The 25,653-nt window shown below is 64.2% G+C and carries 20 protein-coding genes; 14 read left to right on the top strand and 6 right to left on the bottom strand.

Features of this window, described 5'->3' with window-relative positions:
• Window positions 1-179: 179 nt before the first annotated feature.
• A complete protein-coding gene (locus R1T44_RS04265; protein ID WP_043333988.1) occupies window positions 180-425 on the bottom strand; it encodes a GlsB/YeaQ/YmgE family stress response membrane protein in 246 nt (81 codons plus the stop codon).
• Between the two features lie 98 nt (window positions 426-523).
• Entirely contained in the window at window positions 524-1,141 is a 618-nt protein-coding gene (locus R1T44_RS04260) for a DUF924 family protein (RefSeq protein WP_317292653.1), read from the bottom strand.
• Between the two features lie 266 nt (window positions 1,142-1,407).
• Between R1T44_RS04260 and R1T44_RS04255 the strand changes: the two genes are divergently transcribed.
• The 7 genes from R1T44_RS04255 to R1T44_RS04225 all read left to right on the top strand — a co-directional run bounded on the left by R1T44_RS04255 (window position 1,408) and on the right by R1T44_RS04225 (window position 12,463).
• Window positions 1,408-3,135, top strand: coding sequence for an alkaline phosphatase D family protein (locus R1T44_RS04255; RefSeq protein WP_317292652.1), 1,728 nt, complete (start codon window positions 1,408-1,410; stop codon window positions 3,133-3,135).
• A gap of 416 nt (window positions 3,136-3,551) precedes the next feature.
• Window positions 3,552-5,147 (top strand): solute:sodium symporter family transporter, encoded by a 1,596-nt coding sequence (locus tag R1T44_RS04250; protein ID WP_054555382.1) that lies wholly within the window; start codon window positions 3,552-3,554, stop codon window positions 5,145-5,147.
• Between the two features lie 515 nt (window positions 5,148-5,662).
• Window positions 5,663-7,255, top strand: a complete 1,593-nt coding sequence (locus tag R1T44_RS04245; protein ID WP_317292651.1) for a solute:sodium symporter family transporter — start codon at window positions 5,663-5,665, stop codon at window positions 7,253-7,255.
• A gap of 132 nt (window positions 7,256-7,387) precedes the next feature.
• Window positions 7,388-8,299 carry a DUF2927 domain-containing protein gene (locus tag R1T44_RS04240; RefSeq protein ID WP_317292650.1) on the top strand — a complete coding sequence of 304 codons (912 nt, stop codon included), beginning with the start codon at window positions 7,388-7,390 and terminating at the stop codon, window positions 8,297-8,299.
• 144 nt (window positions 8,300-8,443) lie between these two features.
• A complete protein-coding gene (locus tag R1T44_RS04235) occupies window positions 8,444-9,649 on the top strand; it encodes an MFS transporter (RefSeq protein WP_153636762.1) in 1,206 nt (401 codons plus the stop codon).
• Window positions 9,650-9,764: 115 nt separating this feature from the next.
• Window positions 9,765-11,252, top strand: coding sequence for a YcjX family GTP-binding protein (locus R1T44_RS04230; protein ID WP_317292649.1), 1,488 nt, complete (start codon window positions 9,765-9,767; stop codon window positions 11,250-11,252).
• Window positions 11,249-12,463, top strand: coding sequence for a TIGR01620 family protein (locus R1T44_RS04225; protein WP_317292648.1), 1,215 nt, complete (start codon window positions 11,249-11,251; stop codon window positions 12,461-12,463). The genes R1T44_RS04230 and R1T44_RS04225 overlap by 4 nt, the downstream gene beginning before the upstream one ends.
• Before the next feature lie 130 nt (window positions 12,464-12,593).
• Here R1T44_RS04225 and R1T44_RS04220 read toward each other — a convergent pair whose 3' ends face one another.
• Complete coding sequence (locus R1T44_RS04220) at window positions 12,594-13,745, bottom strand: oxidoreductase (protein ID WP_317292647.1); 1,152 nt, start codon at window positions 13,743-13,745, stop codon at window positions 12,594-12,596.
• Window positions 13,746-14,028: 283 nt separating this feature from the next.
• Between R1T44_RS04220 and R1T44_RS04215 the strand changes: the two genes are divergently transcribed.
• From R1T44_RS04215 to glpQ, 7 genes are all read left to right on the top strand, one after another.
• The gene (locus R1T44_RS04215) at window positions 14,029-14,694 is read left to right on the top strand and encodes an NAD(P)H-binding protein (protein ID WP_317292646.1); all 666 of its coding nucleotides are present in this window, start codon (window positions 14,029-14,031) and stop codon (window positions 14,692-14,694) included.
• Window positions 14,695-14,878: 184 nt separating this feature from the next.
• The gene (locus tag R1T44_RS04210; RefSeq protein ID WP_153635098.1) at window positions 14,879-16,825 is read left to right on the top strand and encodes an exoribonuclease II; all 1,947 of its coding nucleotides are present in this window, start codon (window positions 14,879-14,881) and stop codon (window positions 16,823-16,825) included.
• A 291-nt stretch (window positions 16,826-17,116) separates the two neighbouring features.
• Window positions 17,117-17,494, top strand: coding sequence for a hypothetical protein (locus R1T44_RS04205; protein ID WP_317292645.1), 378 nt, complete (start codon window positions 17,117-17,119; stop codon window positions 17,492-17,494).
• A 726-nt stretch (window positions 17,495-18,220) separates the two neighbouring features.
• Complete coding sequence (locus tag R1T44_RS04200; protein ID WP_043333996.1) at window positions 18,221-19,345, top strand: glycosyltransferase family 4 protein; 1,125 nt, start codon at window positions 18,221-18,223, stop codon at window positions 19,343-19,345.
• Window positions 19,338-20,180: a polysaccharide deacetylase family protein gene (locus R1T44_RS04195; protein ID WP_317292644.1), complete on the top strand. Its 843-nt coding sequence runs from the start codon at window positions 19,338-19,340 to the stop codon at window positions 20,178-20,180. The genes R1T44_RS04200 and R1T44_RS04195 overlap by 8 nt, the downstream gene beginning before the upstream one ends.
• Before the next feature lie 63 nt (window positions 20,181-20,243).
• Window positions 20,244-21,248 carry a lysylphosphatidylglycerol synthase transmembrane domain-containing protein gene (locus tag R1T44_RS04190; RefSeq protein ID WP_317292643.1) on the top strand — a complete coding sequence of 335 codons (1,005 nt, stop codon included), beginning with the start codon at window positions 20,244-20,246 and terminating at the stop codon, window positions 21,246-21,248.
• Between the two features lie 134 nt (window positions 21,249-21,382).
• Window positions 21,383-22,543 carry a glycerophosphodiester phosphodiesterase gene (glpQ, locus tag R1T44_RS04185; RefSeq protein ID WP_317292642.1) on the top strand — a complete coding sequence of 387 codons (1,161 nt, stop codon included), beginning with the start codon at window positions 21,383-21,385 and terminating at the stop codon, window positions 22,541-22,543.
• 144 nt (window positions 22,544-22,687) lie between these two features.
• Here glpQ and R1T44_RS04180 read toward each other — a convergent pair whose 3' ends face one another.
• The 3 genes from R1T44_RS04180 to sucC all read right to left on the bottom strand — a co-directional run bounded on the left by R1T44_RS04180 (window position 22,688) and on the right by sucC (window position 25,568).
• Entirely contained in the window at window positions 22,688-23,230 is a 543-nt protein-coding gene (locus tag R1T44_RS04180; protein WP_317292641.1) for a DUF302 domain-containing protein, read from the bottom strand.
• A gap of 299 nt (window positions 23,231-23,529) precedes the next feature.
• Entirely contained in the window at window positions 23,530-24,402 is an 873-nt protein-coding gene (sucD, locus tag R1T44_RS04175) for a succinate--CoA ligase subunit alpha (RefSeq protein ID WP_043333998.1), read from the bottom strand.
• Window positions 24,402-25,568 (bottom strand): ADP-forming succinate--CoA ligase subunit beta, encoded by a 1,167-nt coding sequence (gene sucC / locus R1T44_RS04170; RefSeq protein WP_043333999.1) that lies wholly within the window; start codon window positions 25,566-25,568, stop codon window positions 24,402-24,404. The genes sucD and sucC overlap by 1 nt, the downstream gene beginning before the upstream one ends.
• Window positions 25,569-25,653 lie beyond the last annotated feature (85 nt).

Genomic DNA, 25,653 nt, shown 5'->3' with positions numbered 1-25,653 from the left:
CCGGGCAGTCAGGTGCCCCGGGTGACAAGAGGCGTTGCTGCGGCGGGTGTCTACATCGAATCCATCCAGACACCCGCGAGGGACTTCACTTGCTGTTGACGACTGCACTTGCTACTTGCGCTTGCTGCTTGCTGCTTGCGCTTGCTGACAACCGCCTGACGGGGCTCGACACCGCGCCGTCAGGCCTTGGACTTGACCTTCGAGACGATCCACAGCAACACCACCGCCCCCACGACCGAGACGACCAGCGAGCCGATGATGCCGGTGGAGGCCAGCCCCAGCAGCTTGAAGATGACGCTGCCCAGCAAGCCGCCGACGACACCGACGACGATGTTGCCAAGAATGCCGAAGCTGCCGCCGCGCATGATGTTGCCTGCGATCCAGCCGGCCAGACCACCGATGATCAACCCGAGAATGATACCCATCTGCTGTCTCCTTCCTTGCTGATGTACAGGCGCTTGGCGCCGCTGTACAAGTCTTGGAGACGACGTCACACAATTAAAAGGGGGCGATCTTTCATTTGTCAGAATGAGGAGCCGGGCTGGCCCAGGAAGGCGATCTCTTCCGGCGTGGACTCGCGACCGAGAATCGCATTGCGATGCGGGTAGCGGCCGAATCTACGCACGATGTCCGCATGCAGATGCTCGTAGCGCAAGGTGTGTTCGAGACCGGGGCGTGCGAACAATTGTTCGGCATGTTCATGGATGCGCAACGATTCGCTGTGCATCCACGGCATGATCGCGAAGGGCTGCCAGGCCAGCGGAAGGCGGTCCAGGTCGCCCAGCGTGACGGCCTGCTGGGAGAGCGCGAGTGCCAGGTTGTCGCCACTGAAGGCGCGCGGAGTATCGCGATGGATATTGCGCGCGAACTGGTCCAGCAGCAGGATTTCCGCCAGCCGCCCACCGACGCTCGCTCGCCACTCCCACAGCTCACAGGCAAGTGCCTGCTCGAGCCGCGCGGCGAATCGCTCACGCAGCTGGCCATCGAGGGCATCGCTCTTGCGAAACCAGTCCTTGGGCGTCAGCTGAGTGAACCAATAATCGAGCACCTGCCGTGCCTGGGGATGGCTGTCCGCGATCAGCTTGGCGGCATCAGGTTGCGGGGATTCCGAGGGGCTTGAGGGGGGCATGGAGGGGGGCATCGAAGGTGTCCTTGCGTGGAGTCGGGAAGAAAGCCGCGCGACAGGCCTGGCTGATCGCGACATCTCTCACTGCGAGTGTCGGGCCTGAGCGGCGCGGGGCGATCATGGTTCTGACACCGGATCTTCATCTTGAGCGTGGAAAGTAGCCTCTCCCATCAGCGCTGTCAGCCTTTGCGGCATGTCCCGCGCTGGCTGGTGCCCTGATGTCACTTGTGTTGCCACTCTCTATCCCAACCTGACGCCAGACCGTTACAAGGAAGCCCGTCATGTCCCGCCGTCTGTCTGATCTGCTGCCTTTGCGTTCCTCTCGCAAGTCCCACGCCGCTCAAACCACCCCCACATCCCCCGCTTCGCCAGGCGCTGCGCCAGCCGGCAATGGTGCTGCGACAGTCACCCCCGCCGGCGCCCCGTCACGGATGGACCGCCGCCAGCTGCTGGGGCGCGGCCTGCAAGGTGCCGGGGTCGGGCTGCTGGCGACCACAGGCCTGCTCGGCGCTCCCGCCATCGTGATGGCCGAAGGACGGCGCCCGCGCATGCCCTCCGGCGTGATGAGCGGCGACGTGACCGCCAGCCGCGCCATGCTGTGGAGCCAGAGCGACAAGCCGGCACGCATGCTGATCGAACTGGCCGACAATCCCGAGATGCGCGGCGCCTTCCAGATGCGTGGCCCGGTGGCCCTGCCGGCGGACGGCCTGACCAGCAAGCTCGACCTGACCCGCATCGGCACTCGCGCCAACGCCAGCGGCGAGGTCTTCTACCGGGTGCGCTACGCGGCGCTGGATGACCACCGCGCCATCAGCGAGGCCACCGCCGGTCGCCTGGTATTGCCGCCGAGCGCCCAGACACCGCGTGCGCTGCGTTTCGTGTGGTCGGGTGACACCGTCGGTCAGGGTTGGGGCATCAACCCGGACTTCGGTGGCCTGCGCCTCTACGAGACCATGCGTCAGGTCAAGCCGGACTTCTTCCTGCACTCCGGCGATACCATCTATGCCGATGGCCCGCTCGAGGAGAGCGTCACCCAGCACGACGGCAGCCTGTGGCGCAACATCGTCACGCCCGCCAAGTCCAAGGTGGCAGAAACGCTGGACGAGTATCGTGGCCAGTACGCCTACAACCTGATGGACGAGAACCTGCGCCGCTTCAATGCCGAAGTGCCGATGTTCGCCCAGTGGGACGACCACGAGACCACCAACAACTGGTACCCGGGCGAGATTCTCGAGGATGATCGCTACACCGAGAAGAATCTCGACGTGCTGTCCGCCAATGCGCGTCGCGCCTTCCTCGAGAACATGCCGCTGCGCACCGGCCCAGCCGCGCCGGAGCGCATCCACCGCAACTTCAGCTTCGGGCCGGGGCTCGAGATGTTCATGCTCGACATGCGCAGCTTCCGCGGTGCCAATTCCGCCAACCGCCAGACGGGACGTGGGCCACAGACCGACTTCCTGGGTCGCGATCAGCTGGCATGGCTCAAGCAGTCGCTCAAGGCCAGCACGGCCACCTGGAAGGTCATCGCCTCCGACATGCCGATCGGGCTGCTGGTGCGTGACGGCGACAACTTCGAGAACGGCGCCAACGGCGATGGCGAGGCACTGGGACGCGAGCAGGAGATTGCCGAACTGCTCAAGTTCGTGCGCGATCACGACATCCAGAATCTGGTCTGGCTGACCGCCGACGTGCACTACACCGCCGCGCACCACTACTCGCCCGAGCGCGCCGTCTTCAAGGACTTCACGCCGTTCTGGGAATTCGTCAGCGGCCCGATCCACGCCGGCACCTTCGGTCCCGGTGAGCTGGACAACACCTTCGGGCCGAAACTCGAATTCGTGAAGGCACCGCCTGAGGGGCGGGCCAACATGTCGCCCAGCGAGGGTTTCCAGTTCTTCGGCCAGGTGGATCTCGACCCCGAGAGCGAAGCGCTGACCGTGACGCTGAAGGACATCCACGGTGCCTCGCTCTACCAGCAGGTGCTGACCCCCGCCGGCGCCAGCGTCTGACAGCGGTGTCGGTTTCTGGCACTCGCTTCTGATGTCGGCATGTGGCACTCGCTGCTGACTATCGGCTTCTGAAACTCGCTGCTGACTATCGGCTTCCGATACCAGCTTCTGACAACGACAACGCCCCGCCTCCTGCTGTCGATCGACACGCAAGAGGCGGGGCGTTCTGGTCATGGCGACAGGTCGACAGCCGCTGGCGGGCTATGTCTGCACGAATCAGACAATTGCAGAAAAATGTCAGACAAATTGTCAATGGTGAGGGTCCGGCATTTCTTTGACACTGATCGGCACGCTAGATGTCGGTCGCTGACAGCGTGTCTCGTGGTACCGCGCGCCAACGGTGAGGCATGGTCTGCAGACGATGGGCAGCTGAGCAAGCAGGCCTCCGAGCCCTGTTGTTCAACAAGGATAATGCCATGAACGCCCTCACCCTGAGCTCCTTCGTGTTCTTCACGGGGCTGGTCGCCGTGATCACCTGGTGGCTGACCCGTCGTGACGACCATCAACATTCCACCGGCTATTTTCTCGCCGGGCGCAGTCTGACCTTCCCGATCATCGCAGGCTCCCTGCTGATGACCAATCTGTCCACCGAGCAGATGGTGGGCCTCAACGGCGCCGCCTTCACCGACGGCCTTTCCGTGATGGCCTGGGAAGTGGTGGCCGTGGTCTCGCTGGTCGCGATGGCCATGTTCTTCCTGCCACGCTTCCTCAAGAGCGGCATCACCACCCTGCCGGAACTGCTGGCACTGCGCTTCGATCGCACCACCCAGCTGCTGGCCAACCTGATCTTCATGCTGGCCTACGCCATCATCCTGCTGCCCAGCATTCTCTACTCCGGCGCCCTCGGCCTGATGGGCGTGCTCGACCTGCGTGCCCTGACCGGCATCGACTCGCAGATGGTGCTGCTGACCGGCACCGTGATCGCCGTCGGCATCGCCGGTGCCATCTATGCCCTCTTCGGTGGCCTGCGCTCCATCGCCATTTCCGACACCTTGAACGGCATCGGCCTGCTGATCGGCGGCATGATCATCGTCTACTACGGGCTGGACCGTGTCGGCGACGGCAATGGCATTCTCGCCGGCTGGGAGACGCTCAAGGAGACCCATCCGGAGAAGCTCAATTCGCTGGGCGGTGATGACCAGTCAGTGCCGGTCTCGACCCTGTTCACCGGGGTGCTGCTGCTCAACATGTTCTACTGGTGCACCAACCAGCAGATCATCCAGCGCACCTTCGCCGCCAAGACCCTCGCCGAAGGCCAGAAAGGCGTGCTGCTGACCGGTGCCCTCAAGCTGCTGGGCCCGCTGTATCTGGTGCTGCCGGGCATCATCGCCTTCCAGCTCTACGCCGGTGACGGCATCAAGGCCGACGCCGCCTATGGCCGGCTGGTCTTCGATGTGCTGCCCGCGCCGCTGACCGGCTTCTTCGCCGCGGCGATGGTCGGCGCGATCCTGTCGTCCTTCAACTCGGCGCTCAACTCCACCGCCACCCTGTTCAGCCTCGATGTCTACAAGGCACGCCTCAAGCCGCAGGCCAGCGATGAAGAGGTGGTCAAGGCCTCCAAGTGGGCCGGCTGGATCATGGCCGCCGCCGCTATGGCCATCGCGCCGCTGCTGGCGACCCAGGAAAGCCTGTTCGTCTACGTGCAGAAGGTGAACTCCATCTACTACATCCCGCTACTGGCGGTGATCGTGGTGGGACTGATGTCCAAGCGCGTGCCGGCCATCGCCGCCAACCTGGCGCTGGTGCTCGGCTGCGCGGTCATCGGCCTGTTCTACTTCGTTCCGACGCTTTCCGAGCTGGTCGATCGGGTGCACAACTTCCACTTCATCGCCATCGTGCTGGTGCTGTTGATCGCCATGATGCTGGTGATCGGCAAGCTGTCACCGCGCGCCGAACCCTGGATCCAGCAGGATGTCGGTGCCATCGACATGACCCCCTGGGCCGGCACGCGTATCGCCAGCATCATTCTGCTGGTACTGGTGATGGCCATCTATCTGGCCTTCGCCGGCTGATCGCCCCACTCGCCCAGCGCGTTCGCACGCCACATGTCATCGTCATCGCAATGACCTCACGACATGAGCGTATGACATGAGCGCACGACATGAGCACGCCAGCGCCCCGTCATCTTCACCTATGGCAGGGCGCTGGCGTCTCTGATTGAGCATCAAAGATGACCCGCAATGCGTGGTGAAAGCCGCGACATGCGTCTTTTTACGACACTGCGATCAAGACCTGATACCAGAGACTGAGAAGCAATGACCGCCTGTTCATTCTCAACGCTCAATAGACGCCAACCACACCCCGAAACCTACGTATGTTCTACAAATGGCGGATAGCGAGAAAGCGGGAGATATCTACACTAGCGCCAGCCTTGCCCCGAATGTTACCGGTGAGCCTCTTCACGGACGATGGCACAGCTTGCTGTGTGCATTGCATCGCCACGGCTGGATCGGCGTCGAATCGCCACCCGGGTCACCTGCCCACCGCCTCATGATTCGCCGCCGCACGCCTAAAGGAATCCTCCCCCATGCATGCCTTGACACTTGTTTCTTTCGTGTTCTTTACCGGCCTGGTCGCTGCCTTGACCTGGTGGTGGACACACCGCGATGACACCTCGCATTCCACCGGTTATTTCCTCGCCGGACGCAGCCTGACCTTCCCGCTGATCGCGGGTTCCCTGTTGATGACCAACCTGTCCACCGAGCAGATGGTCGGCCTGAATGGCGCCGCCTTCACCGATGGCCTGTCGGTGATGGCCTGGGAAGTCATGGCGGTACTGGCCATGGTGGTGATGGCGATGTTCTTCCTGCCACGCTTCCTCAAGAGTGGCATCACCACCCTGCCCGAGCTGCTGGCCCTGCGCTATGGCCGCAGCACCGAGCTGATCACCAACCTGATCTTCCTGTTCGCCTACGCGGTGATCCTGCTGCCGATCATCCTCTACTCCGGTGCCATCGGCCTGCAGGGCATGCTGGATCTGCCCTCGCTGACCGGCATCAGCTCGCCCAATGCGCTGCTGTGGATGACCATCTGGGTGGTCGGCATCATCGGCGCCATCTATGCCCTGTTCGGCGGCATGCGCTCCATCGCCATCTCCGACACCTTGAACGGCGTGGGTCTGTTGATCGGCGGCATGCTGATCGTCTATTTCGGCCTCGATGCGGTGAGTGATGGCCAGGGCGTGATGGCCGGCTGGGACACGCTGACCGCCGCCAATCCGGAGAAATTCAACTCCATGGGCGGTGAAGACCAGTCGGTGCCCTTCTCGACCCTGTTCACCGGCGTGATGATCATCAACTTCTTCTACTGGTGTACCAACCAGCAGATCATCCAGCGCACCTTCGCCGCCAAGACCCTCGCCGAGGGCCAGAAAGGCGTCCTGCTGACCGGTGCCCTCAAGCTGCTGGGCCCGCTGTATCTGGTGATTCCCGGCATCATCGCCTATCACCTCTACGCCTCTTCCGGCGTCAAGGCCGACAGCGCCTACGGCCAGCTGGTGTTCGATGTGCTGCCCGCGCCGCTGACCGGCTTCTTCGCCGCGGCGATGGTCGGCGCGATCCTGTCGTCCTTCAATTCGGCGCTGAACGCCACCACCACGCTGTTCTCCACCGGTATCTACAAGGCGCATCTGCGTCGTGATGCCAGCGACGAGGAAGTGGTCAAGGTCTCCAAGGGCTTCGGCTGGGTGCTGGCGATCTCCTCCATGACCCTCGCGCCGCTGCTGGCCGGTCAGGAAAGTCTGTTCGGCTACCTGCAGAAGATGAATGCCATCTACTTCATCCCGATCTTCGCCGTGGTGCTGATGGGGCTGCTGACGCGTCGCGTGCCGACCATCGCCGCCAACCTGGCACTGCTGATCGGTTGCAGCGTGATCGGGGTGGTCTACTTCGTGCCGGCCTTCTCCGGCGTGCTCGACGTGATCCACGAGTTCCACTTCGTCGGTCTGGTGTTCGTGCTGCTGATCGCGATGATGCTGATCATCGGCAAGCTGGCGCCGCGTGACGAGCCGTGGATCCAGCAGGATGTCGGCGCCATCGACATGACGCCCTGGAAAGGCGCCAAGGTCTGCGCGCTGCTGTTGGTCGTGCTGGTGATCGCCATCTATCTGGCCTTCATCTGACGCCTGAAAGCCGCCGCTTCAAAACGACAAATCGTCATCAATTGAGTATCACGCCCCGCGTTGCCCTCTCGGACACGCGGGGCGTGTGCATTTCAGGCATGCTGGACTGCATGTTCCCTGAAGAGGTCGCCCATGCCCTGCTTACCCCATCGCCAGCTCACGGGGCTGTTCTCTCCTCCACTGAAGGCTCCTTTCTCCTCTTCGCTGAGGGCTCCTTTCTTTTCCTCGCTCAGGGCGCCTTGGGCGCTCAAGGCGCTGGGCATCGCTCTGCTGCTGTCCAGTCTGGCCACCGTCAGCCCGAGCCAGGCCGCCGAGCGCTGGCAGCGGGCCGATGTGCTGACGGACAGCTTCATGGAAGTGGCGCTCAAGCGTGAATACCAACCCGGCAGCAGCGCCTCGCTGGTACGCTGGCAGGCGCCCATCAAGGTGCGGGTCGATTCGCAGCTGGGCAATTCGCGCATGCAGCGACAGATGAGCGAGGTCCAGTTTCGTCATCTGGCCGCCATTACCGGCCAGCCGCTGAGTTTCGTGTCCTCCGCCAGAGAGGCCAACCTGCGCATCGCCTTCATCGCCCGAGACCACATGACGCGCGAGGCCACCGCCTACGTCGGCAAGCAGCAGGCCGCCACCCCGGGCATGCGCAAGGCACTGCGTGAAGGCGTGTGCCTGACGCTGTTCAAGACCGGGCCGGATCACGCCATCACCAGCGGCCTGATCCTGATTCCCGCGGACTATGCCCGCCAGAAGGCGCGCCTGGTGGACTGCGTCGTCGAGGAGAGCGCCCAGCTGATGGGGCTGCCCAATGATTCAGACAGGGTCTTCCCCTCCGTCTTCAGTGACGTCACGGTGGATACCTGGCTGAGCCCGCTGGATTACGTGCTGCTCAAGATGCTGTATGCCCCGGAACTTTCCCCCGGCATGTCAGCCGCGCAAGTCCGCGCTGCGCTGCCTGCGGTCATCCAGCGTCTTGCCGAGCAGGGCGAGCTGTCACACGCCATTCGCCGCGTGCGCCAGGGCAGCCTGCGGGAATGGGCGGGAGACTAGGCTCGCCGAGAGCGCAATCCTGAACACGGAGTTGGAACGCCTGAGCGGAGCACAGGCATAATCAAGTCAGGCGCGCCGGGCGCCGACATCCGACGGAGCTGCGCCTTCATGCCACTATCTTCTTCCGCTGCCGACCGGGCACGCCTGCCGCTGGCCGTCACGCTGCTGTCACTGTGTCAGGCCTTGCTGGTCAGCGGCAACATCCTGCTGATCGCGGTCTCGCCGCTGATCGGTGCCCAGCTGGCCTCGAGCAGCTGGTCGACCGCGCCGGTCGCCACCCAGTGGCTGGGCCTGATGTGCGCCACCATTCCTGCCTCGTTGATCACCGCCCGTCTCGGGCGGCGGCGCGGCTTCGTGCTCGGCAATCTGTGCGGGCTGGCTGGCGCGGGGCTGGCCGTGCTGGCGCTGCATCTGCAGCATTTCGGACTGTTCCTGCTTGCCACCTGGCTGGTGGGCATCGGTATCGGCTTCGGTCAGCTATATCGCTTCGCCGCGATGGAAGCCGCCCCGGAGGAGCAGCGTGAGCGCGCCATCGGGCTGGTGATGGGTGGCGGCGTGCTGGCGGCCTTCTTCGGGCCCTGGCTTGCACGCACCAGTCATGCGCTGGCCGACACGCCCTTCCTGGGCAGCTTCATCGGGCTGGGGGCTCTCTATCTGCTGGCGCTGTTGCTGCTGGCCTTCATCCGCCTGCCCCGTGAAGGCAACGCCCAGTCAGCCGACCATGATGCAGCGGCGCCGGCACGCCCATTGGGCGTGATCCTGCGTCAACCGACCTTCCTGCTGGCCGTGCTCAGCGCGATGGTCGGCTATGGGGTGATGAATCTGGCGATGACGGCCACACCGCTGGCCATGGCCCATGCCGGACACGGCTTCGATCATGTCGCCACCACCATTCAATGGCATGTGGTCGCCATGTTCCTGCCGTCCTTCTTCACCGGGCGGCTGGTCGCCCGCTTCGGGGCGGGCACCATGATCGTGACCGGCTGCGGCTTTCTGCTGGCAAGCCTTGCCACCGCACAGCTGCTGGCCGCCGACTACCTGACGGGAACCCAGGGGTTCTTCCTCGGTCTCATCCTGCTCGGCATCGGCTGGAACTTCACCTTCCTGCCCGCCACCACGCTGCTGACCCACTGCCATCGCCCCAACGAGAAGGCCCGCACCCAGGCCGCCAACGAGTTCCTCGTCTTCACCACCGGGGCGGTGACGGCGCTGCTGGCCGGCCCCCTGGTCAGTACGCTGGGCTGGGCGCTGCTCAACCTGCTGCTGATCCCCGCCTGCCTGCTGCCCATCGCCCTGCTGGCATGGCGTCAGCTTGCCTTGCGCGCCGATCGCCCGCAGATAGAGGGATGATGGCGAGCCGTGCGGCGCACGCTGACAAGTCCCGGCCATCACCCAGCTCATCATCAGCTGCCAGGACACCATCACGTCGCGCCGCCGCCTCGCCCCCACTGACAGGGAATGCCTGATGTTCAACACCATGACCCGCAACGCCCGCCAGCTTGCCCGCGATGTGGGCCGCGAAGCACATGACCTGCTGGAGCGCGGTCTCGACCGCCAGCTGCGGCTCGCCGTCACGGGCCTGTCCGGTGCCGGCAAGACCGCCTTTCTCGTCTCGCTGATCGAACAGCTGCGCCATGCCGGACTCGGTGCGCGCCTGGAACTGCTGCCCGCCGCACGCGACGGCCGCCTGCTCGGCGCGGAACGCGTCAGCCAGCCGGACCTCTCCATTCCGCGCTTCCCGTTGGAAGCCGGCCTGCGCTCGCTGTCCGGCCAGCATTCGCCCCACGGCCCCGAATGGCCGACGCCGACCCGCAGCATCAGCGAGCTGCGCCTCAAGATCGGCTTTCGCCCCACCTCGCGCGCCGCGCGCATGCTCGACAGCCAGCGCGCCACCCTGACGCTGGACCTGATCGACTATCCCGGCGAATGGCTGCTGGACCTGCCGATGCTGGAGCAGGACTTCAGCGGCTGGAGCAGCGAGTGCGAGACCCAGCTGGCCGACGGGCGTGGCGACTGGGCGCATGACTGGATGGCGGCCATCGAGGGTCTGACACCGGACAGTGAGGTGGATGAAGACCGCCTCGCCGAGATCGCGAGCCTCTATACCGACTATCTGCACGCCGCGCGCCGCAAGGGTGGCTTCGTCGACCTGACACCGGGCCGTTTCCTGCTGCCCGGCGAGCTGGACGAAGCGCCGGTGCTGCAATTCTTCCCGCTGCCGGGACTCGGTGACTGGACACCCGACGCGCTGGCCGCGCTGCCGGAAGCCAGCCTGTATCGCACCCTCGCACGCCGCTTCGATCACTATCGCCGCCGCGTGGTGCGCCCTTTCTATCATGACCACTTCCGGCGCTTTGACCGCCAGATCGTACTGATCGACGTGCTGGGCGCGCTGAATGCCGGCCCGGCGCCCTTCCGCGACCTGAGCCGTGCGCTGGACAAGCTGTTCGACAGCTTCGCCTATGGCCGCCGCCACCTGCTGGCGCGCCTGATGGACCGCCGTATCGACCGCCTGGCCATCGCCGCCACCAAGGCCGACCACGTCACGCCAGAGCAGCATGGCGCGATGCGCGACCTGCTCGAACAGCTGCTGGCGGACCCGCTCAAGCGCCTGCGCTATCGTGATGTGCCGCTCAAGGCCTTCACCATCGCCGCCATCCGCGCCAGCGAGGCGCGCGAGGTGGTCGAGAATGGGCAGCGTCATCCGGCGCTGGCGGGACAACTGCTCGGCGAGCACGAGGAGGCGAGCGACTCGGACACGCAAGGCGCCGGCCGCGAGTCCGTGCTGCTGTTCCCGGGCGAGGTGCCCTCACGGCTGCCCGACCCGAATTTCTGGGCCGAAAGCCGCTTCGACTTCCCCCACTTCGCGCCGCCGAAGATCGACGGCAATGCGCCACCTCACATTCGCATGGACGCCGTGCTCGACTGGCTGCTGGGAGACCACCTGAAATGACCACCGAATCCCGCCATCCGCGCCCGGGCAAACGCTTCACGAGTCCCGACTCTGCCGACTCGGCGCAGGCCAATGCCGCCTCGACCACCTATGCCGAGCGCCCCACCGAGAGCGCATCAGAGAGCGCGGCAGAGGCCCTCCGCGGCGCGCGTCACTTCTCGCCGGAGATGGAAAGCCAGCCCCTGGCGGCAGCCGAGCCGGAACCCGCCACGCCGGGACTGGATGCGACGCTGAGCGCCCGGCCACGTCATCGCGGCCTCAAATGGCTGCTGCTCGGCACCCTGACACTCGGGGGTGTCGAGGCCGGTCATGCGCTCTATCAGGCGGCCATGGGCGGCGACCTGATCGCCGGTGCCTGGGGCCTGCTGGGCCTTGGCGCCATCGGGCTTGGCGCCCGCGCGCTGGGCAAGGAGCTCTTCAGGCTGCGTCACCTGCGCAAGCACGTCGCGCTGCGCGCCGAGCTGGAAGAACATCAGCAGGATGACTTTGGCCAGGAGAGCTTTGGTCAAAGGGGTTTTGGCCAGAAAAGCTTTGGCCAGCGCGGTGATGCGCAGCCCACGCCTGACGAGGACTCGGGCAAGGCAGGCGGCAAAGCCGACAGCCAGCAGGAAGACCTGCTCGAACAGCTGCGTCGTCAGATGAAGCTCGGCGATGATGATGCCGGCGTGCGCGCCTGGCGCGCCGCCTGTGAAGCGCATCACTCCCCGTCGGAGCGCCGCGAGCTGTTCGCCTTCCACGTGCTGGGGCCGCGGGATCGTGAGGCGCGGCGTCTCATCTCGCGCATGAGTGGCGAGACAGCGGTGATGGTGGCGGTCTCGCCGCTGACCTGGGTCGACATGAGTCTGGTGGCCTGGCGCGGGCTGCGCATGATGGAGCGCCTGTCGCGCCTCTACGGGCTGGAGCTGGGCTATGCCAGCCGCCTGCGGCTGTTCAAGGAGGTGCTGGCCTCGATGGCCTTCGCCGGTGCCAGCGAACTGGCCGCCGAGGCCAGCATGGACCTGCTGTCGATGAATCTGGCCGGCCGCCTCTCCACCAAGGCCGGTCAGGGGCTGGGCAGTGGCCTGATGAACGCACGTCTCGGCCTGCGAGCCATGCGCCTGCTGCGCCCCATCCCCTTCCATGCCGAGGAGGTGCCGCGCATCGGTGAGCTGCGCGCGGAGCTGTTCTCGCGCATGCGCAAGGCCGACAAGGGCGAGGACGACGCATCCTGAGCAGGCCGCGATCTCCCCTGCCACTACCTCGAAAACAAGACGCGCGCCTCTGATTGCTGGCCATTCGGCCTTCAGGGCGCGCGTCTTTCGTGAGTCATCTCACCTTCGATGGTTTCAGCCTTCGATGGTTTCAGCCTTCGCTGGCGATGCCGGCCTCCAGCCACTTCATCACGCGCAGCGCCTCATGGGGTGAGGTCGGATTGCCGCCCCGGCCGCGAATGCAGTCGCGCAGCCCCGCATACCAGGCTGGATAGTCGCCATCGCGGCCCTGATGGGTGCCGCCCACCAGCACCTGCTCGCCCTCGGCGCCGTCCGGGTCGGCCTCCAGCACAGTCAGCATTCCCGGACGCGCATCCCGCCCCCACTGGCGCGCCTGGCGCTCCTGCGGGTCACGCGAGGGCCAGTCACCAGCCTTGAGGCAATCCTCCTGAGGGTCGAGCCCGAACACCACGTAGCTGCCACGGGTGCCGTGCGCGGCGAAGCGTGCCGTCGGCGCCGCCGTCAGTGCACTGGCGTGCAGCTCCACCACCAGACCGGGGTGCCTTGGATGGTGGGCGTAATCGAGCACGGCATGGAAGAAATCATCGGTCACCGCGCCTTCGCGCTGGGCGCGACGCGTGAGCTGGATGGCGCTTGGTTCGCCGAACAGGCACAGCGCCTGATCCAGCAGGTGCGGCCCGAGGTCATACCACAGGCCGCTGCCGGGCAGTGCCTGCTCACGCCAGCGGTTCGGCACCGTCGGGCGGAAGCGGTCGAAGTGGGATTCCAGATGCGCGATGCGCCCCAGCGTGCCGTCGTTGATCAATTCCGCCAGCGTCAGGAAGTCGGCATCGAAGCGCCGATTGTGAAATACCGCCAGCACCCGTCCGGCCTGCTCGGCCTGGCGGGTCAGAGCCTCGCCTTCTTCAAGCGTCACCGTGAAGGGCTTGTCGACGACCACATGCTTGCCTGCCGCCAGCGCCGCAGAGGCCAGCGGGGCGTGAGTCTCGTTGGGCGTCGCGATGATGATCAGATCGATATCGTCACGCGCAAGCAAGGCCTCCGGGGTGGCCTCCACCTCCAGCTGTGGGCGCTCGGCCCTGACGACCTCGGGCCGCGAGGTGGACAGCGCCACCAGCGCCAGCCCGTCCGTGGCCTCGATCAAGGGTGCGTGGAAGGTGCGCACCGCCATGCCATAACCGATCAGCCCGACCCGGATCGCGCTCTCGGTGGGGAAGGCGGCGCCGTGCCATGCGGCGGTGTCGCTGTGATCATCAGTGTCGGGGTGGGCTATGCGGCTCATCGGGCATCCTTGTCGTTGGCGCAATCTTGAGGGAGTCGTGCCTGGCAGCGCCATCCTAGCAAGGCTCCCGTGCCACAGACAGAGATGACAGCCGCCTTTGATGCTTGTCCATCGCAGACTTCATCCCGCGAGCGAGTCGCCGCGTAATGCCCGCGATTGAACGGTCCCCTTGAAGTCACGTGGCTCAGCCCGCAGACCTTGCTGTACCAGGAGAGGCATGGCAGTGAGTGGCAATATCACTCGCCAGCCGCCTCGCCATTTGATTCGCGAAGGAGCAGACAGCATGCGCAAGACGCTCATCATCGGTGCCAACGGCAAGATCGGTCGTCAACTCTGCGAGAAGGCTCAGGCCGCCGGCGAACCCGTCGTGGCGATGATCCGCTCGACCGAGCAGCAGAGCTGGTTCCATGAACGCAGCATCCCGACGGTTCTGGGCGACCTGGAAGGCGAGATGCGCCAGGCCTTCTACGGCTGCGATCAGGTGGTGTTCGTCGCGGGCTCCGGCCCGAATACCGGCCCGGACAAGACACTGACCATCGACCTGCATGGTGCGATGCGCACCGCGGAGCTGGCCGCTGAATTCGGGCTGTCGCGCGTGATCCAGGTCAGCTCGATCCGCTCCGAGACACCGCTGGCCGGTCCGGCGGCGATGCGCCCCTACTTCGCGGCCAAGAAGGCAGCCGACCTGTGTCTCGCCGAGAGTGGCCTGCGTCACGTCATCGTCAAGCCCGGCCGTCTCACCAACGAGAGCGGCAGCGGCAAGCTGACCCAGAACGCCGATGACTCCGACGAGATGCAGGTCTCGCGCGCCAATGTCGCCGAGTTCCTGCTCGGCTTGATCAAGGCCCGCGAGATCGGTGGCCGTCATCGCAAGGCGCCCATCTTCACCCTGTTCGATGGTGATACGCCGGTTTCGGGTCTGCTGAACGCCACGACGACCGCCGACTGAGCGCGCGCCCGAGCCTGTGGCAAAGCGCACTGGCAGGCCGCTTTCGCCAGGCTTGCCCACGCTTGACCTGCCGCTCATCCACGCCTGCGCGCAGCCCGCGCGGGCGTTGGGCCATCTGGTAGCTTTCCCCCCATGCTCCATGTCCGTATAGTGAGCCACTGACCCCGCCAACAGAACTTCCGAAATGCTGCAGAACAATTCGCTGCTGGCGCAGCTGAAAGATCAAATCCGCCAGGAAATTCCCCGTGTCACGGGGGTGATCAAAGGCACCGACAAGGGCTTCGGCTTCCTCGAGTGCGAGGACGGCGAGTCTTACTTCGTGCCGCCACCCGCCATGAAGCAGGTACTGCACGGCGATACCGTCGAAGCGACCGTCAAGGTGGAAGGTGAGAAGAAGTCCGTACAGCCGGAAGTGCTGATTGAGACGGGTGTCGATCGCTTCGTCGCTCGTGTCGGCAAGCGTGATGGCCGCCTGAACGTGATGCCGGATCATCCCTCCATCAACACGCGCATGAAAGCGCGTGTGAAGCGTGGCATCAATGAGGAAGCCCTCAATGATGGCGACTGGGTCGTGGCACGTCTGCTGCGTCACCCGATGCGCAAGGACGACCGCAGCTTCTTCGCCCAGATCGAGGAAGTCATCGCCACCGTGGACAACCCGCGTGTGCCGTGGCGCGTCACCCTGGCGCGTCACGCACTGGAACAGGCCTCTCCGGAGGGCGGCACTGACTGGCCGCTGCTCGAGGAAGGCCTGACTCGCGAAGACATGACCCACGTGCCCTTCTTCACCATCGATGGTGAGAAGACCCGTGACATGGATGACGCCCTGCACATCGTCGAGCGCCCGGAAGGCGGCTGGACCCTGAGCATCGCCATCGCGGACCCGACCGCCTACGTGCCGGAAGGCAGCCGTGTCGACGAAGAGGCGCGCACGCGCTCCTTCACCGTCTACCTGCCGAGCCAGAACGTCACCATGCTGCCGGAAATCCTGGCCGACGACCTGTGCTCGCTGAAGGAAGGTGAAGACCGTCCGACGCTGATGTGCATCGTCGACATCGATACCGATGGCGTGATCGGCGAGCCGAAGTTCTTCGCGGCCACCATGCGCTCCCACCACCGCCTGACCTACGACAACGTCTCCGACTGGATCGAAGGCCAGGAAGGCAGCTGGAAGCCGGAAACCGAAGAGCTGGCCGAAGGTCTGCGTCAGCTGGAAGCCTTCACCCAGGCGCGTATCGCCTGGCGTGCACGCAATTCCCAGGTCTTCCGCGAGCGTCCGGACTTCGAGTTCGAGCTGGATGAGGAAGGCAACGTGCTCAACGTACGTGCCGACCACCGCCGCATCAGCAATCGCATGATCGAAGAATCCATGATCACCGCGAACCTGAGCTGCGCACGTCTGCTCTCCAAGCACATCGGTCACGGTATCTTCAACGTGCACCAGGGCTTCGCACCGGAGAAGTACGACGACACCATCGAGTTCCTGGCTGGCCAGAACATCACCGCCACGCCGGAACAGCTGGGCAGCCTGGAAGGCTACCGCCTGATCCGTCAGGAGCTGGACAGCCGCGAAGACACCTGGCTGGACGTGCGCATGCGTCGCTTCCAGGGTTACACCGTGATGTCCGCTCAGCCGGGACCGCACTTCGGTCTGGGGCTGGAAGCCTACGCGACCTGGACCTCGCCGATCCGCAAGTACGGCGACATGGTCAACCACCGCTTGATCAAGCGCGTGATTCTCGGCCAGGACGTGCCGGCGGAAGCCACCGAGCAGCTGACCGAGCACCTCAGCGAACGTCGTCGTCTCAACCGCATGGCCGAGCGCGATGTGAAGGACTGGCTCTACGTGCGCTACCTGACCAAGGCCGCCGAAGAACAGCAGATCTTCACTGGCGAGATCATCGACATCCGTCGTGGCGGCATGCGCGTGCGTCTGGAAGAGAATGGCGCCAGCGTCTTCATTCCGGCACCGCTGATCCACAGCGATCGCAAGAAGGTCGCGATCGATGACAAGGAAGGCCGCGTGCGCATCGAAGACGAGCTGCGTTACTCACTGGGCGACATCATCAAGGTCTCCTTGACCGAAGCCCGTGAAGAGCGTCGTTCACTGGTAGGTCGTCCGGCCGAATAAGCCGCGACCCACCACTGCCGTATGTAACTGCCTTGTCATCACGGGCAATTGCCACGGCCATCTACGCCCCGGAGCGCTCTGCGCCCGGGGCGTTTTTCGTTCTTGTGCACTACGTATACGCATCGTGTGCCAAGCGTGAAAAATTGTAATTTTGTGAAACATGAGCTCACGCTATACTCCTCACATCGACACACGACATCTGCTTTCACTGCTGCAGCGTTACTGGATTGACCCAAGCGCGAATGACTGAAGCCTGTCCCTGATGAAGTTCGTCCATGCGAGGACCCGGAAATGAAAACTCATCGCTCCACTGCAGCTACCTCACTGCGTCACCTGGCCGAGCATGCCGCCATCGTTCGTCACCCGGCCATGAGCTATGCCCGTGTCGACGCCGGAGCAGACAGCAGCTCAGGCAGAAGCTCGGATGGCAGCTCCACCTCTCCGGAGCGCCAGCGTGAGATTCAACGTGAAGCGATGGAACATGTCGCGATGCTGCTGGAACGTGATCGTCGCCGGACCCGCAACCGTCTGCTGCTGGCCGCCGGCCTGCTGCTGAGCCTTGTACTGCTCGCCAGCCAGCGCCCAGCCGAGCCGGAAGCCGCCTTCTCGCAGGAGCTTGGCCAGTCCATGCCCAGCGCCCTGCACCTTTCCCAGCATGGACTGGCGTGATGACGCCCGATCTCCCTCCATCAGGACAGATAACGATGCCAGGACCCCATGCAACACCAGGCACGGATGCCAGACATGACTGAGTCGATCCTCTGCTAGACCCTGCAATGCCCGCTCCGGCGACCCTCCCCCTCTGTCGCCCCCTGTATTCCTGTAGTGCACGCACTTGCCCTGTCCGGTGGCTCCGGACAGGGTCTTTTTTTGCCTGTCGTATGGCTTCTCTTGCGCAGCACTGACCAGAGGCCAGCTGCCGCACTCCCTGCTGGAGCACGCCAGCATGGCAAAACGTCTTTCTTCCCTCCCCTCGCAGTGAACCTGATGCCAGGGGCGTGATGCCAGGGGCGTGATGCCAGGAGCTTGATGACAAATGTCCGAGAGCGGGAGCGCATCGCACCAACATTGTTCCCTGTTGTCACACAGACCAGTCATCTCCTGATGTAACGTCATTGCCAGCCGCAGTGTGGAACATCGCGTGGCGAGGCGTCTCGTCACGCGCGACACCGCATGTCATGCCTCGTGCCCTTGGTTTCACGTCGGGTTCCCCCCATGACTTGACCAGAGGCTCGTTCGTCATTGCCACTGGCTTGCTGGAATCTGCGTGCTCGATTGCGTCTTTCTCAAGCACCCGGGAGCACCCTGAAGCACGACAAGGCAGCCATGGCGGGCAGTGACGTCGGGATTCATCTTCATCGCGCACGACCGGTAAAGCGGTCTTGAGGAGTCCGTGTGCATATCGCTGACATGACCATGTTCCATGCCCCCTCCAGTGGCGGGGTCAGAACCTACCTGGAAGCCAAGCGACGACGTCTGCGGACGCGGCCCGATGTTCGTCACAGCCTGCTGGTCCCCGGCGAGACCACCAGTGTCAGTGATGACCTCTACAGCGTGCCGGCACCGCCCATTCCCTTCGGCAACGGCTATCGCTTCCCCCTGCGCCGGGGCGGCTGGGTCAGCACGCTGCTGGCACTGCAGCCGGATGTCATCGAGGCCGGCGACCCTTACGTCACGGCGTGGGCGGCACTCGATGCCGGTCGCAAGCTCGATGTCCCGGTGCTGGGCTTCTATCACTCGGACCTGCCACGTCTGATCACCAATCGCCTGGGAGAGTGGTCAGGGGCCAACGTCGATCGCTACGTCAAACGTCTCTATCGCCACTTTGACCGCGTGCTGGCCCCCAGCCAGGTGATGGCCGACCGGCTCGACCGGCTCGGCGTCGACAATGTCCATATCCAGCCACTGGGCGTCGATCTTTCCACCTTCCACCCTGACTGCCGCGATGAGAGCCTGCGTCGCGAGCTTGGCCTGGAAGACCACGTGCGTCTGCTGGCCTTCGCCGGACGCGGCTCACGCGAGAAGAATCTGGATGAGCTGCTGGAGGCCGCTCGCCTGCTCGGCCCCGACTACCATCTGCTGTTGATCGGCTCGGGCATGCCGCGACATCTGCCCGACAATGTCAGCGTGACCGGGCATTTCTGCAGTAGCACCGAAGTGGCGCGCCTGGTGGCCTCGGTGGATGTGCTGCTGCATGCCGGCACCCAGGAAACCTTCGGTCTGGTGGTACTGGAAGCCATGGCCTGCGGCACACCGGTGGTGGCGGCACGCGCCGGCGCACTGGCCGAGAATGTGCCACTGGGCTGCGGTCAGCTGTGCAACCCGCACTCGCCGCATGCCATGGCGCGTGCCGTGCAGGAAGTCTTCGCCAATGACCCCGCCGCACTGGGTCGTCAGGCGCGGCGGCATGTCGAGAAGCACCATGCCTGGGACCGTGTCGTGGATGGTCTGCTCGGGCATTATCACGCGGTCACCGGGACTCGCATGCAACCGGTACTCGAGGAGGTGACCCATGGCTGAATCGCCGGCTGCCAAGCAGCACTTTCTGCTGGTCCTGCATGATGTCGCGCCCGAGACCTGGACCGACTACCGGGACTTCGTCGCCGAGGTGGATGCCCTCTGCCAGGAGCGCCTGAACCACCCCTGCCCGATCACCTGGCTGGTGGTGCCTGACTTCCATCATCGCAGCGCCCTGGAAGACGCTCCGGAATTCATCGCCCTGCTGGACTCTCGCCGCCAACAGGGGGACGAGCTTGCCCTGCATGGCTTCCATCACTGCGATGACGCGCCAGCCCCCCGCACCCCGCGCGATTACCTGATGCGCCGCGTGCTGACCTGGGAGGGCGAGTTCTACCCCCTCGATGAGGCCGAAGCCAGACGACGCCTGCTGGAAGGCGCCGCACTCTTCAAGCGCCTCGGCTGGCCATTGGACGGATTCGTGGCCCCTGCCTGGCTGATGAGTGACGGCACTCGCAAGGCGCTGAAGTCCCTCGACTTTCGCTACACCAGTGACCCCCAGCATCTCTATCGACTGCCTGACTTCACTGTCATCGATGCGCCCGGACTCGTGTGGAGCGCACGCTCAGCACCACGCCGCCTGATGTCGCAGTGGGTGACGCAGCGCAAGCTGAGCCGCGAGCAACAGACGCCGGTGTTGCGTCTGGGTCTGCATCCGGTCGACATGCGTCATGCACGCTCACGCCAGTATTGGCTGACGCTGGTCGAGCGCCTGCTCGATGAAGGGCGCCAGCCGATGACCAAGATCGGCTGGCTGACGCAGCAGGGGCTGCTCACCCCCGCCACATCTGACACGGCGCAATTGAACTCGCACCAGGCGGCTCACAGTGCTGCCTGATACCCACCCACCGGATGAGTCCCGTCGTATGGGCCTTGTGACAACCCGCTGCGGGAATCTGCCATGAATCGTGCCCTCTGGTTACTGGGTGCTGGCCTTGTGATGGTCATCGCGATACCGCTGGTGCTGGGCGGCAGCGGACTGGGCGGCCAGTTGCGCCAGTTCCCCCTCGACACCTTTCTCTTGATGCTGGGCATGATCGTGATGTGCTGGAACCTGAACGCCGGCCGGTTGCGTCTGCTGCTGGCCGGGCGTGGCGGTCACCTGGGGCAACGGCGCGCCGTCGGCATGGTGATGGCGACCGAGTTCGCCATCAGCGCCACCCCCGGCGGCAGTGGCGGTCCGCTTACCCTGATGGGGCTGCTGTCACGTCAGGGGGTGCGCCCGGCGCAGGCCACGGCGGTATTCGCGGTCGATCAGATCACCGACATGCTGTTCTTCCTCTCGGCGCTGGCCAGCATCGGCCTCTACGCCCTCTCGCATACCATCGACCTGCGCCTGGGGTGGATGCTGGCCGTGCCGGCGCTGTTGCTGATCATCGGCTTTGGCCTGCTGGCCGCGCTGGGCAAGCATCATCGGCGCCTGCTCAAGACCAGCGGACGCCTGCTGCGTTGGCTCAAGGTACGCCATCGCTCACGCGTCAAGCTGGCGCGGGGCCTGATCCACTTCCGCCATGCGCTGGTCGAGACACTCGCCCTGCCGCGCCTGACGCTGAGCCTGATCTTCCTGCTCTGCTGTGCCCATTGGCTGCTGCGCTACTCGATCCTCTATCTGGCCGTGTCCGGGCTGGGGCAGGACATTAACTGGAGCTGGACCTTCATCGTGCAGATGCTCTCGCTGGCAGCGGGCCAGCTGACGCTGCTGCCCGGCGGTGCCGGAGGCGCGGAGCTGTCCTCCACTGCCCTGCTCAGCCCGATGATCGGCGCCGCCAGTGCCGCGGCGGCCGTGGTGATCTGGCGTGCGGTGACCTTCTATTTCTACCTGATCGCCGGCGCCCCGGTGTTCTTCGTGATGGCGGGACGCAGCATGCTGGGAAGCTTGCTCAAGCGTCGCTCGGCGACCACATGACGGGGCGAGCGAGCATCGCTGCAGACATCATCATAAAAAACACTTGATCATCGCCATATGAATAAGACTTTGTTATGTTGGCAGGCGGCTTTATTGAACGGCCATACAATAACCACAGCTCAAGGTGATCTCACATGCCGCATCCTTCCCAGCGTCACCCGACTTCCGCCCGCATTCGCCGCCCGCTGGCCATGATGGGCGTGGTCGGTTCGCTGCTGGCCACCTCGACCTCAGCGGCACTCGCTGATGACAGGCCCCTGCGCAGCATCGACCCCGGACATGGCACCGACAAGGTCGTGGTCGCCCACCGAGGCGCCTCGGGCTACCTGCCGGAGCACACCCTGGCGGCCAAGGCGATGGCCTATGCCCAGGGCGCCGACTTCCTCGAGCAGGATGTGGTGATGAGCAAGGATGACCAGCTGGTGGTGCTGCACGACCGCTTCCTGGACCGCGTGACCAATGTCGCCGAGATCTTCCCCGAGCGTGCGCGTGATGATGGCCGCTACTACGCCATCGACTTCACGCTGGATGAGCTGCGCAAGCTGTCGTTCAGCGAGGGCTTCACCGTCAAGGATGGCGAGCAGGTCGCCGACTACCCTGAGCGCTTCCCGCTGGGCAAGTCGCACTTCGGCCTGCACACCCTGAGTGAAGAGATCGAGATGATTCAGGGCCTGAATCACTCCACCGGACGCGATGTCGGCCTGTATGTGGAGATCAAGGCGCCCTGGTTCCACCAGTCGGAAGGCAAGCAGGTCTCGCGAGCCGTGCTCGAGACCCTCAAGCAGTACGGCTACGTCGCGCAGGATGACAATGCCGTCGTGCAGGTCTTCGATCCCAATGGCCTCAAGCGCATCCACGACACGTTGCAGCCCGAACTGAAGATGGACCTGCGTCTGGTGCAGCTGATGGGCGAGACCAGCTGGGACATGACCTTCCAGCCGGATGCGGAGGGCAAGCTTGAGCCCTACGACTATGACTGGATGTATCAGGAGGGCGGCATGCAGCGCATCGCCACCTACGCCGATGGCATCGGGCCGTGGAAGCCGATGGTGATCGAGGACAGCTCGACCCGGGACGACATCAAGGTCACACCAATGGTCGAGGAAGCCCATGCGCAGGGCCTGATCGTGATGCCCTACACCTTCCGCCTCGATGAAGGCCGCATCCCCGACTGGGCCAGCGATTACGATGACATGCTGCGCGCCTTCTTCGTCGACGCCAGGGTCGATGGTGTCTTCACTGACTACCCTGACCGCGCCGTGCAGTGGCTGAAGCAGCACGGTGATGCTCTGTAAGCAGCCCTTAAAGCCAGGCAGTCCTTGGCAGGGGAACATCAAAAAGCCGGGCTCCATGAGGAGTCCGGCTTTTTCGTCCTGCATGATCGTCAGCGCTCGCTGTCAGTTCACGATATCAGCATCGATACGTGATGAGCGCTGCCTTCATTGACCCGCCGCTTCGGCGGCCAGCCCCTTGAGCAGCCCGGCGATCTTGTCCAGCGGCAGCTTGCAGTCGCCCAGATCATGACGATTGGCCATGTACTGGGGATCATTCCACTCGATCACGCTGCCGCCCTCCACGGCGCGAATCAGCATCTTCTGCGGCAGGTCCAGGGCGGCCGCCCCGTTGCACTGCATCAACAGGGTGCCCACCTTGGGATTGCCGAAGATGACGGTATGCGTCGCGGGCAGCTCCATGCCGACCTTCTCGGCACCCGCCTCATGATCGATGACGCTGAACAGCGTCAGCCCCTTGGCCTTGAGCGCCGTCTCGAGACGCGCCTGGACGGAGGCGACATCATCACGGCTGGTCACCGACTCGATGCCCTTGGCAGGCACCTGCATGCTCGCTGAAGCTTCAGGGGCGGAGGCTGCCGCCGCACCGGAATCTGCACTGGCAGACAGCGGCATGCCAGCAGCCAACGGCAGAGACAGCAACGCCAGCAGGCGCGCGGAATGCGTGAGGGCGGGGAATGACTTGAGCATGGAACATCCTTATCAGTGAGTCGTGTTGCGCCGTGGGGCATCTGCACGTGTCGCTTGGTCAGGTGCCAATGAACAGTCATCAGATTAGCAACTGCTTGATATGAACGCACCTGCCCCGCCTGCATCAGCCGAAACACCTCTCCCCTCGCCTGCGCCACCGGCCGCAGGTAGCCCCGCCGACATGCACTAGAGAGAGACTGGTGAGGGCCAGAAACGAAAAAAGGGCAGGCCCTTGTGGGCCTGCCCTTTCGGTGACATGCGATCCGCTTGGCGCCGATCGCTGTCAGGAGATCAATGGCTTACCAGCCAGTGACTTCCTTGATGGCATCGCCGATCTGCGCGAGTGAACGCACAGTCTTGACGCCAGCTGCTTCCAGAGCCGCGAACTTCTCGTCGGCAGTACCCTTGCCGCCGGAGATGATGGCGCCTGCATGGCCCATGCGCTTGCCCGGAGGCGCAGTCACACCAGCGATGTAGGAGACGACCGGCTTGGTGACGTTCGCCTTGATGTAGGCAGCGGCTTCTTCTTCAGCAGAACCGCCGATCTCGCCGATCATGACGATGGCTTCGGTCTTCGGGTCCTTCTCGAACATCTCGAGGATGTCGATGAAGTTGGAACCCGGGATCGGGTCGCCGCCGATGCCGACACAGCTGGACTGACCGAAACCGTGGTCAGTGGTCTGCTTGACGGCTTCGTAGGTCAGGGTGCCGGAACGAGACACGATACCGACCTTGCCCGGCTGGTGGATGTGGCCCGGCATGATACCGATCTTGCACTCACCCGGAGTGATGACACCCGGGCAGTTCGGACCGATGACGCGCGCGCCCAGCTCGTCGCACTTGACCTTGACTTCCAGCATGTCGAGAGTCGGCACGCCTTCGGTGATGCAGACGATCAGCTTGATGCCTGCATTGGCCGCTTCAAGGATGGAATCCTTGCAGAACGGTGCCGGCACGTAGATGACGGACGCTTCAGCGCCAGTCTCGGCAACGGCTTCGGCGACGGTGTTGAACACCGGCAGTCCCAGGTGAGTCTGACCACCCTTGCCCGGCGTCACGCCACCGACCATCTTGGTGCCGTAGGCGATGGCTTGTTCAGAGTGGAAGGTACCCTGGCCGCCAGTGAAGCCCTGGCAGATCACCTTGGTGTTCTTGTCGATCAAAATGCTCATTACTTGCCCTCCGCAGCTTTGACAACCTGCTGCGCCGCGTCAGTCAGGCTGGTAGCAGCGATGATGTTCAGACCGCTTTCGGCCAGCTTCTTGGCGCCGAGTTCAGCGTTGTTACCTTCCAGACGCACCACGACCGGCACGTTGACACCGACCTGCTCGACGGCACCGATGATGCCTTCGGCGATCATGTCACAACGCACGATGCCGCCGAAGATGTTCACCAGAACAGCTTTGACGTTGTCGTCGGACAGGATGATCTTGAATGCTTCTGCAACGCGTTCCTTGGTAGCACCGCCACCCACGTCGAGGAAGTTGGCCGGCTTGCCACCAGACAGGTTGACGATGTCCATGGTGCCCATCGCCAGGCCTGCGCCGTTGACCATGCAACCGATGTTGCCGTCGAGGGCAACGTAGTTCAGTTCGAACTTGGCAGCATGCGCTTCACGCTCGTCTTCCTGAGACGGATCGTGCATCGCCTGCAGGTCCGGGTGACGGTAGACGGCGTTGGCGTCGATGTTGATCTTGCCGTCGAGGCAGTGGAGGTTGCCTTCGTCGGTGATGACCAGCGGGTTGATTTCCAGCAGCGCGAAATCCTTGTCGGCGAACATCTTCGCCAGACCCAGGAAGATCTTGGTGAACTGCTTGATTTGGGTCGGGTTCAGACCCAGCTTGAAGGCCAGTTCACGCGCCTGGTACGGCTGTGCGCCGACCAGCGGATCGATCTCGGCTTTCAGGATCTTTTCCGGCGTCTCTTCAGCAACCTTCTCGATTTCCACGCCGCCTTCGGTGGAAGCCATGAAGACGATGCGACGAGTGGTGCGGTCAACGACGGCGCCCAGGTACAGCTCTTCGGCGATGTCGGTGCAGTTCTCGACGAGAATCTTGGTGACCGGCTGACCGTTTTCGTCAGTCTGGTAGGTCACCAGGTTCTTGCCCAGCCACTGGGTCGCGAAGTCGGAAGCGGCTTGTGCGCTGTCGACCAGCTTGACGCCGCCAGCCTTGCCGCGGCCACCTGCGTGGACCTGTGCCTTGACGACCCACTTGTCGCCGCCAATCTTCTTGCACGCTTCAGCAGCGTCTTCCGGGGTGTCAACGGCAAAGCCCTTGGACACCGGCAGGCCATAGTCGGCAAAAAGTTGTTTTGCCTGATATTCGTGAAGGTTCATCGTGTCATGCCATTGGTTGCATTAGACTCGAACGGCAGTCGCAAGATGCCACTGCCACCGTTCGCCCCGGCCTGGCCGGGGCGAC

The organism is Cobetia amphilecti (assembly GCF_032923285.1).
In the GTDB taxonomy this organism is placed as follows: Bacteria; Pseudomonadota; Gammaproteobacteria; order Pseudomonadales; family Halomonadaceae; genus Cobetia; species Cobetia amphilecti.
This window is presented reverse-complemented; position numbering and strand designations above follow the sequence as displayed.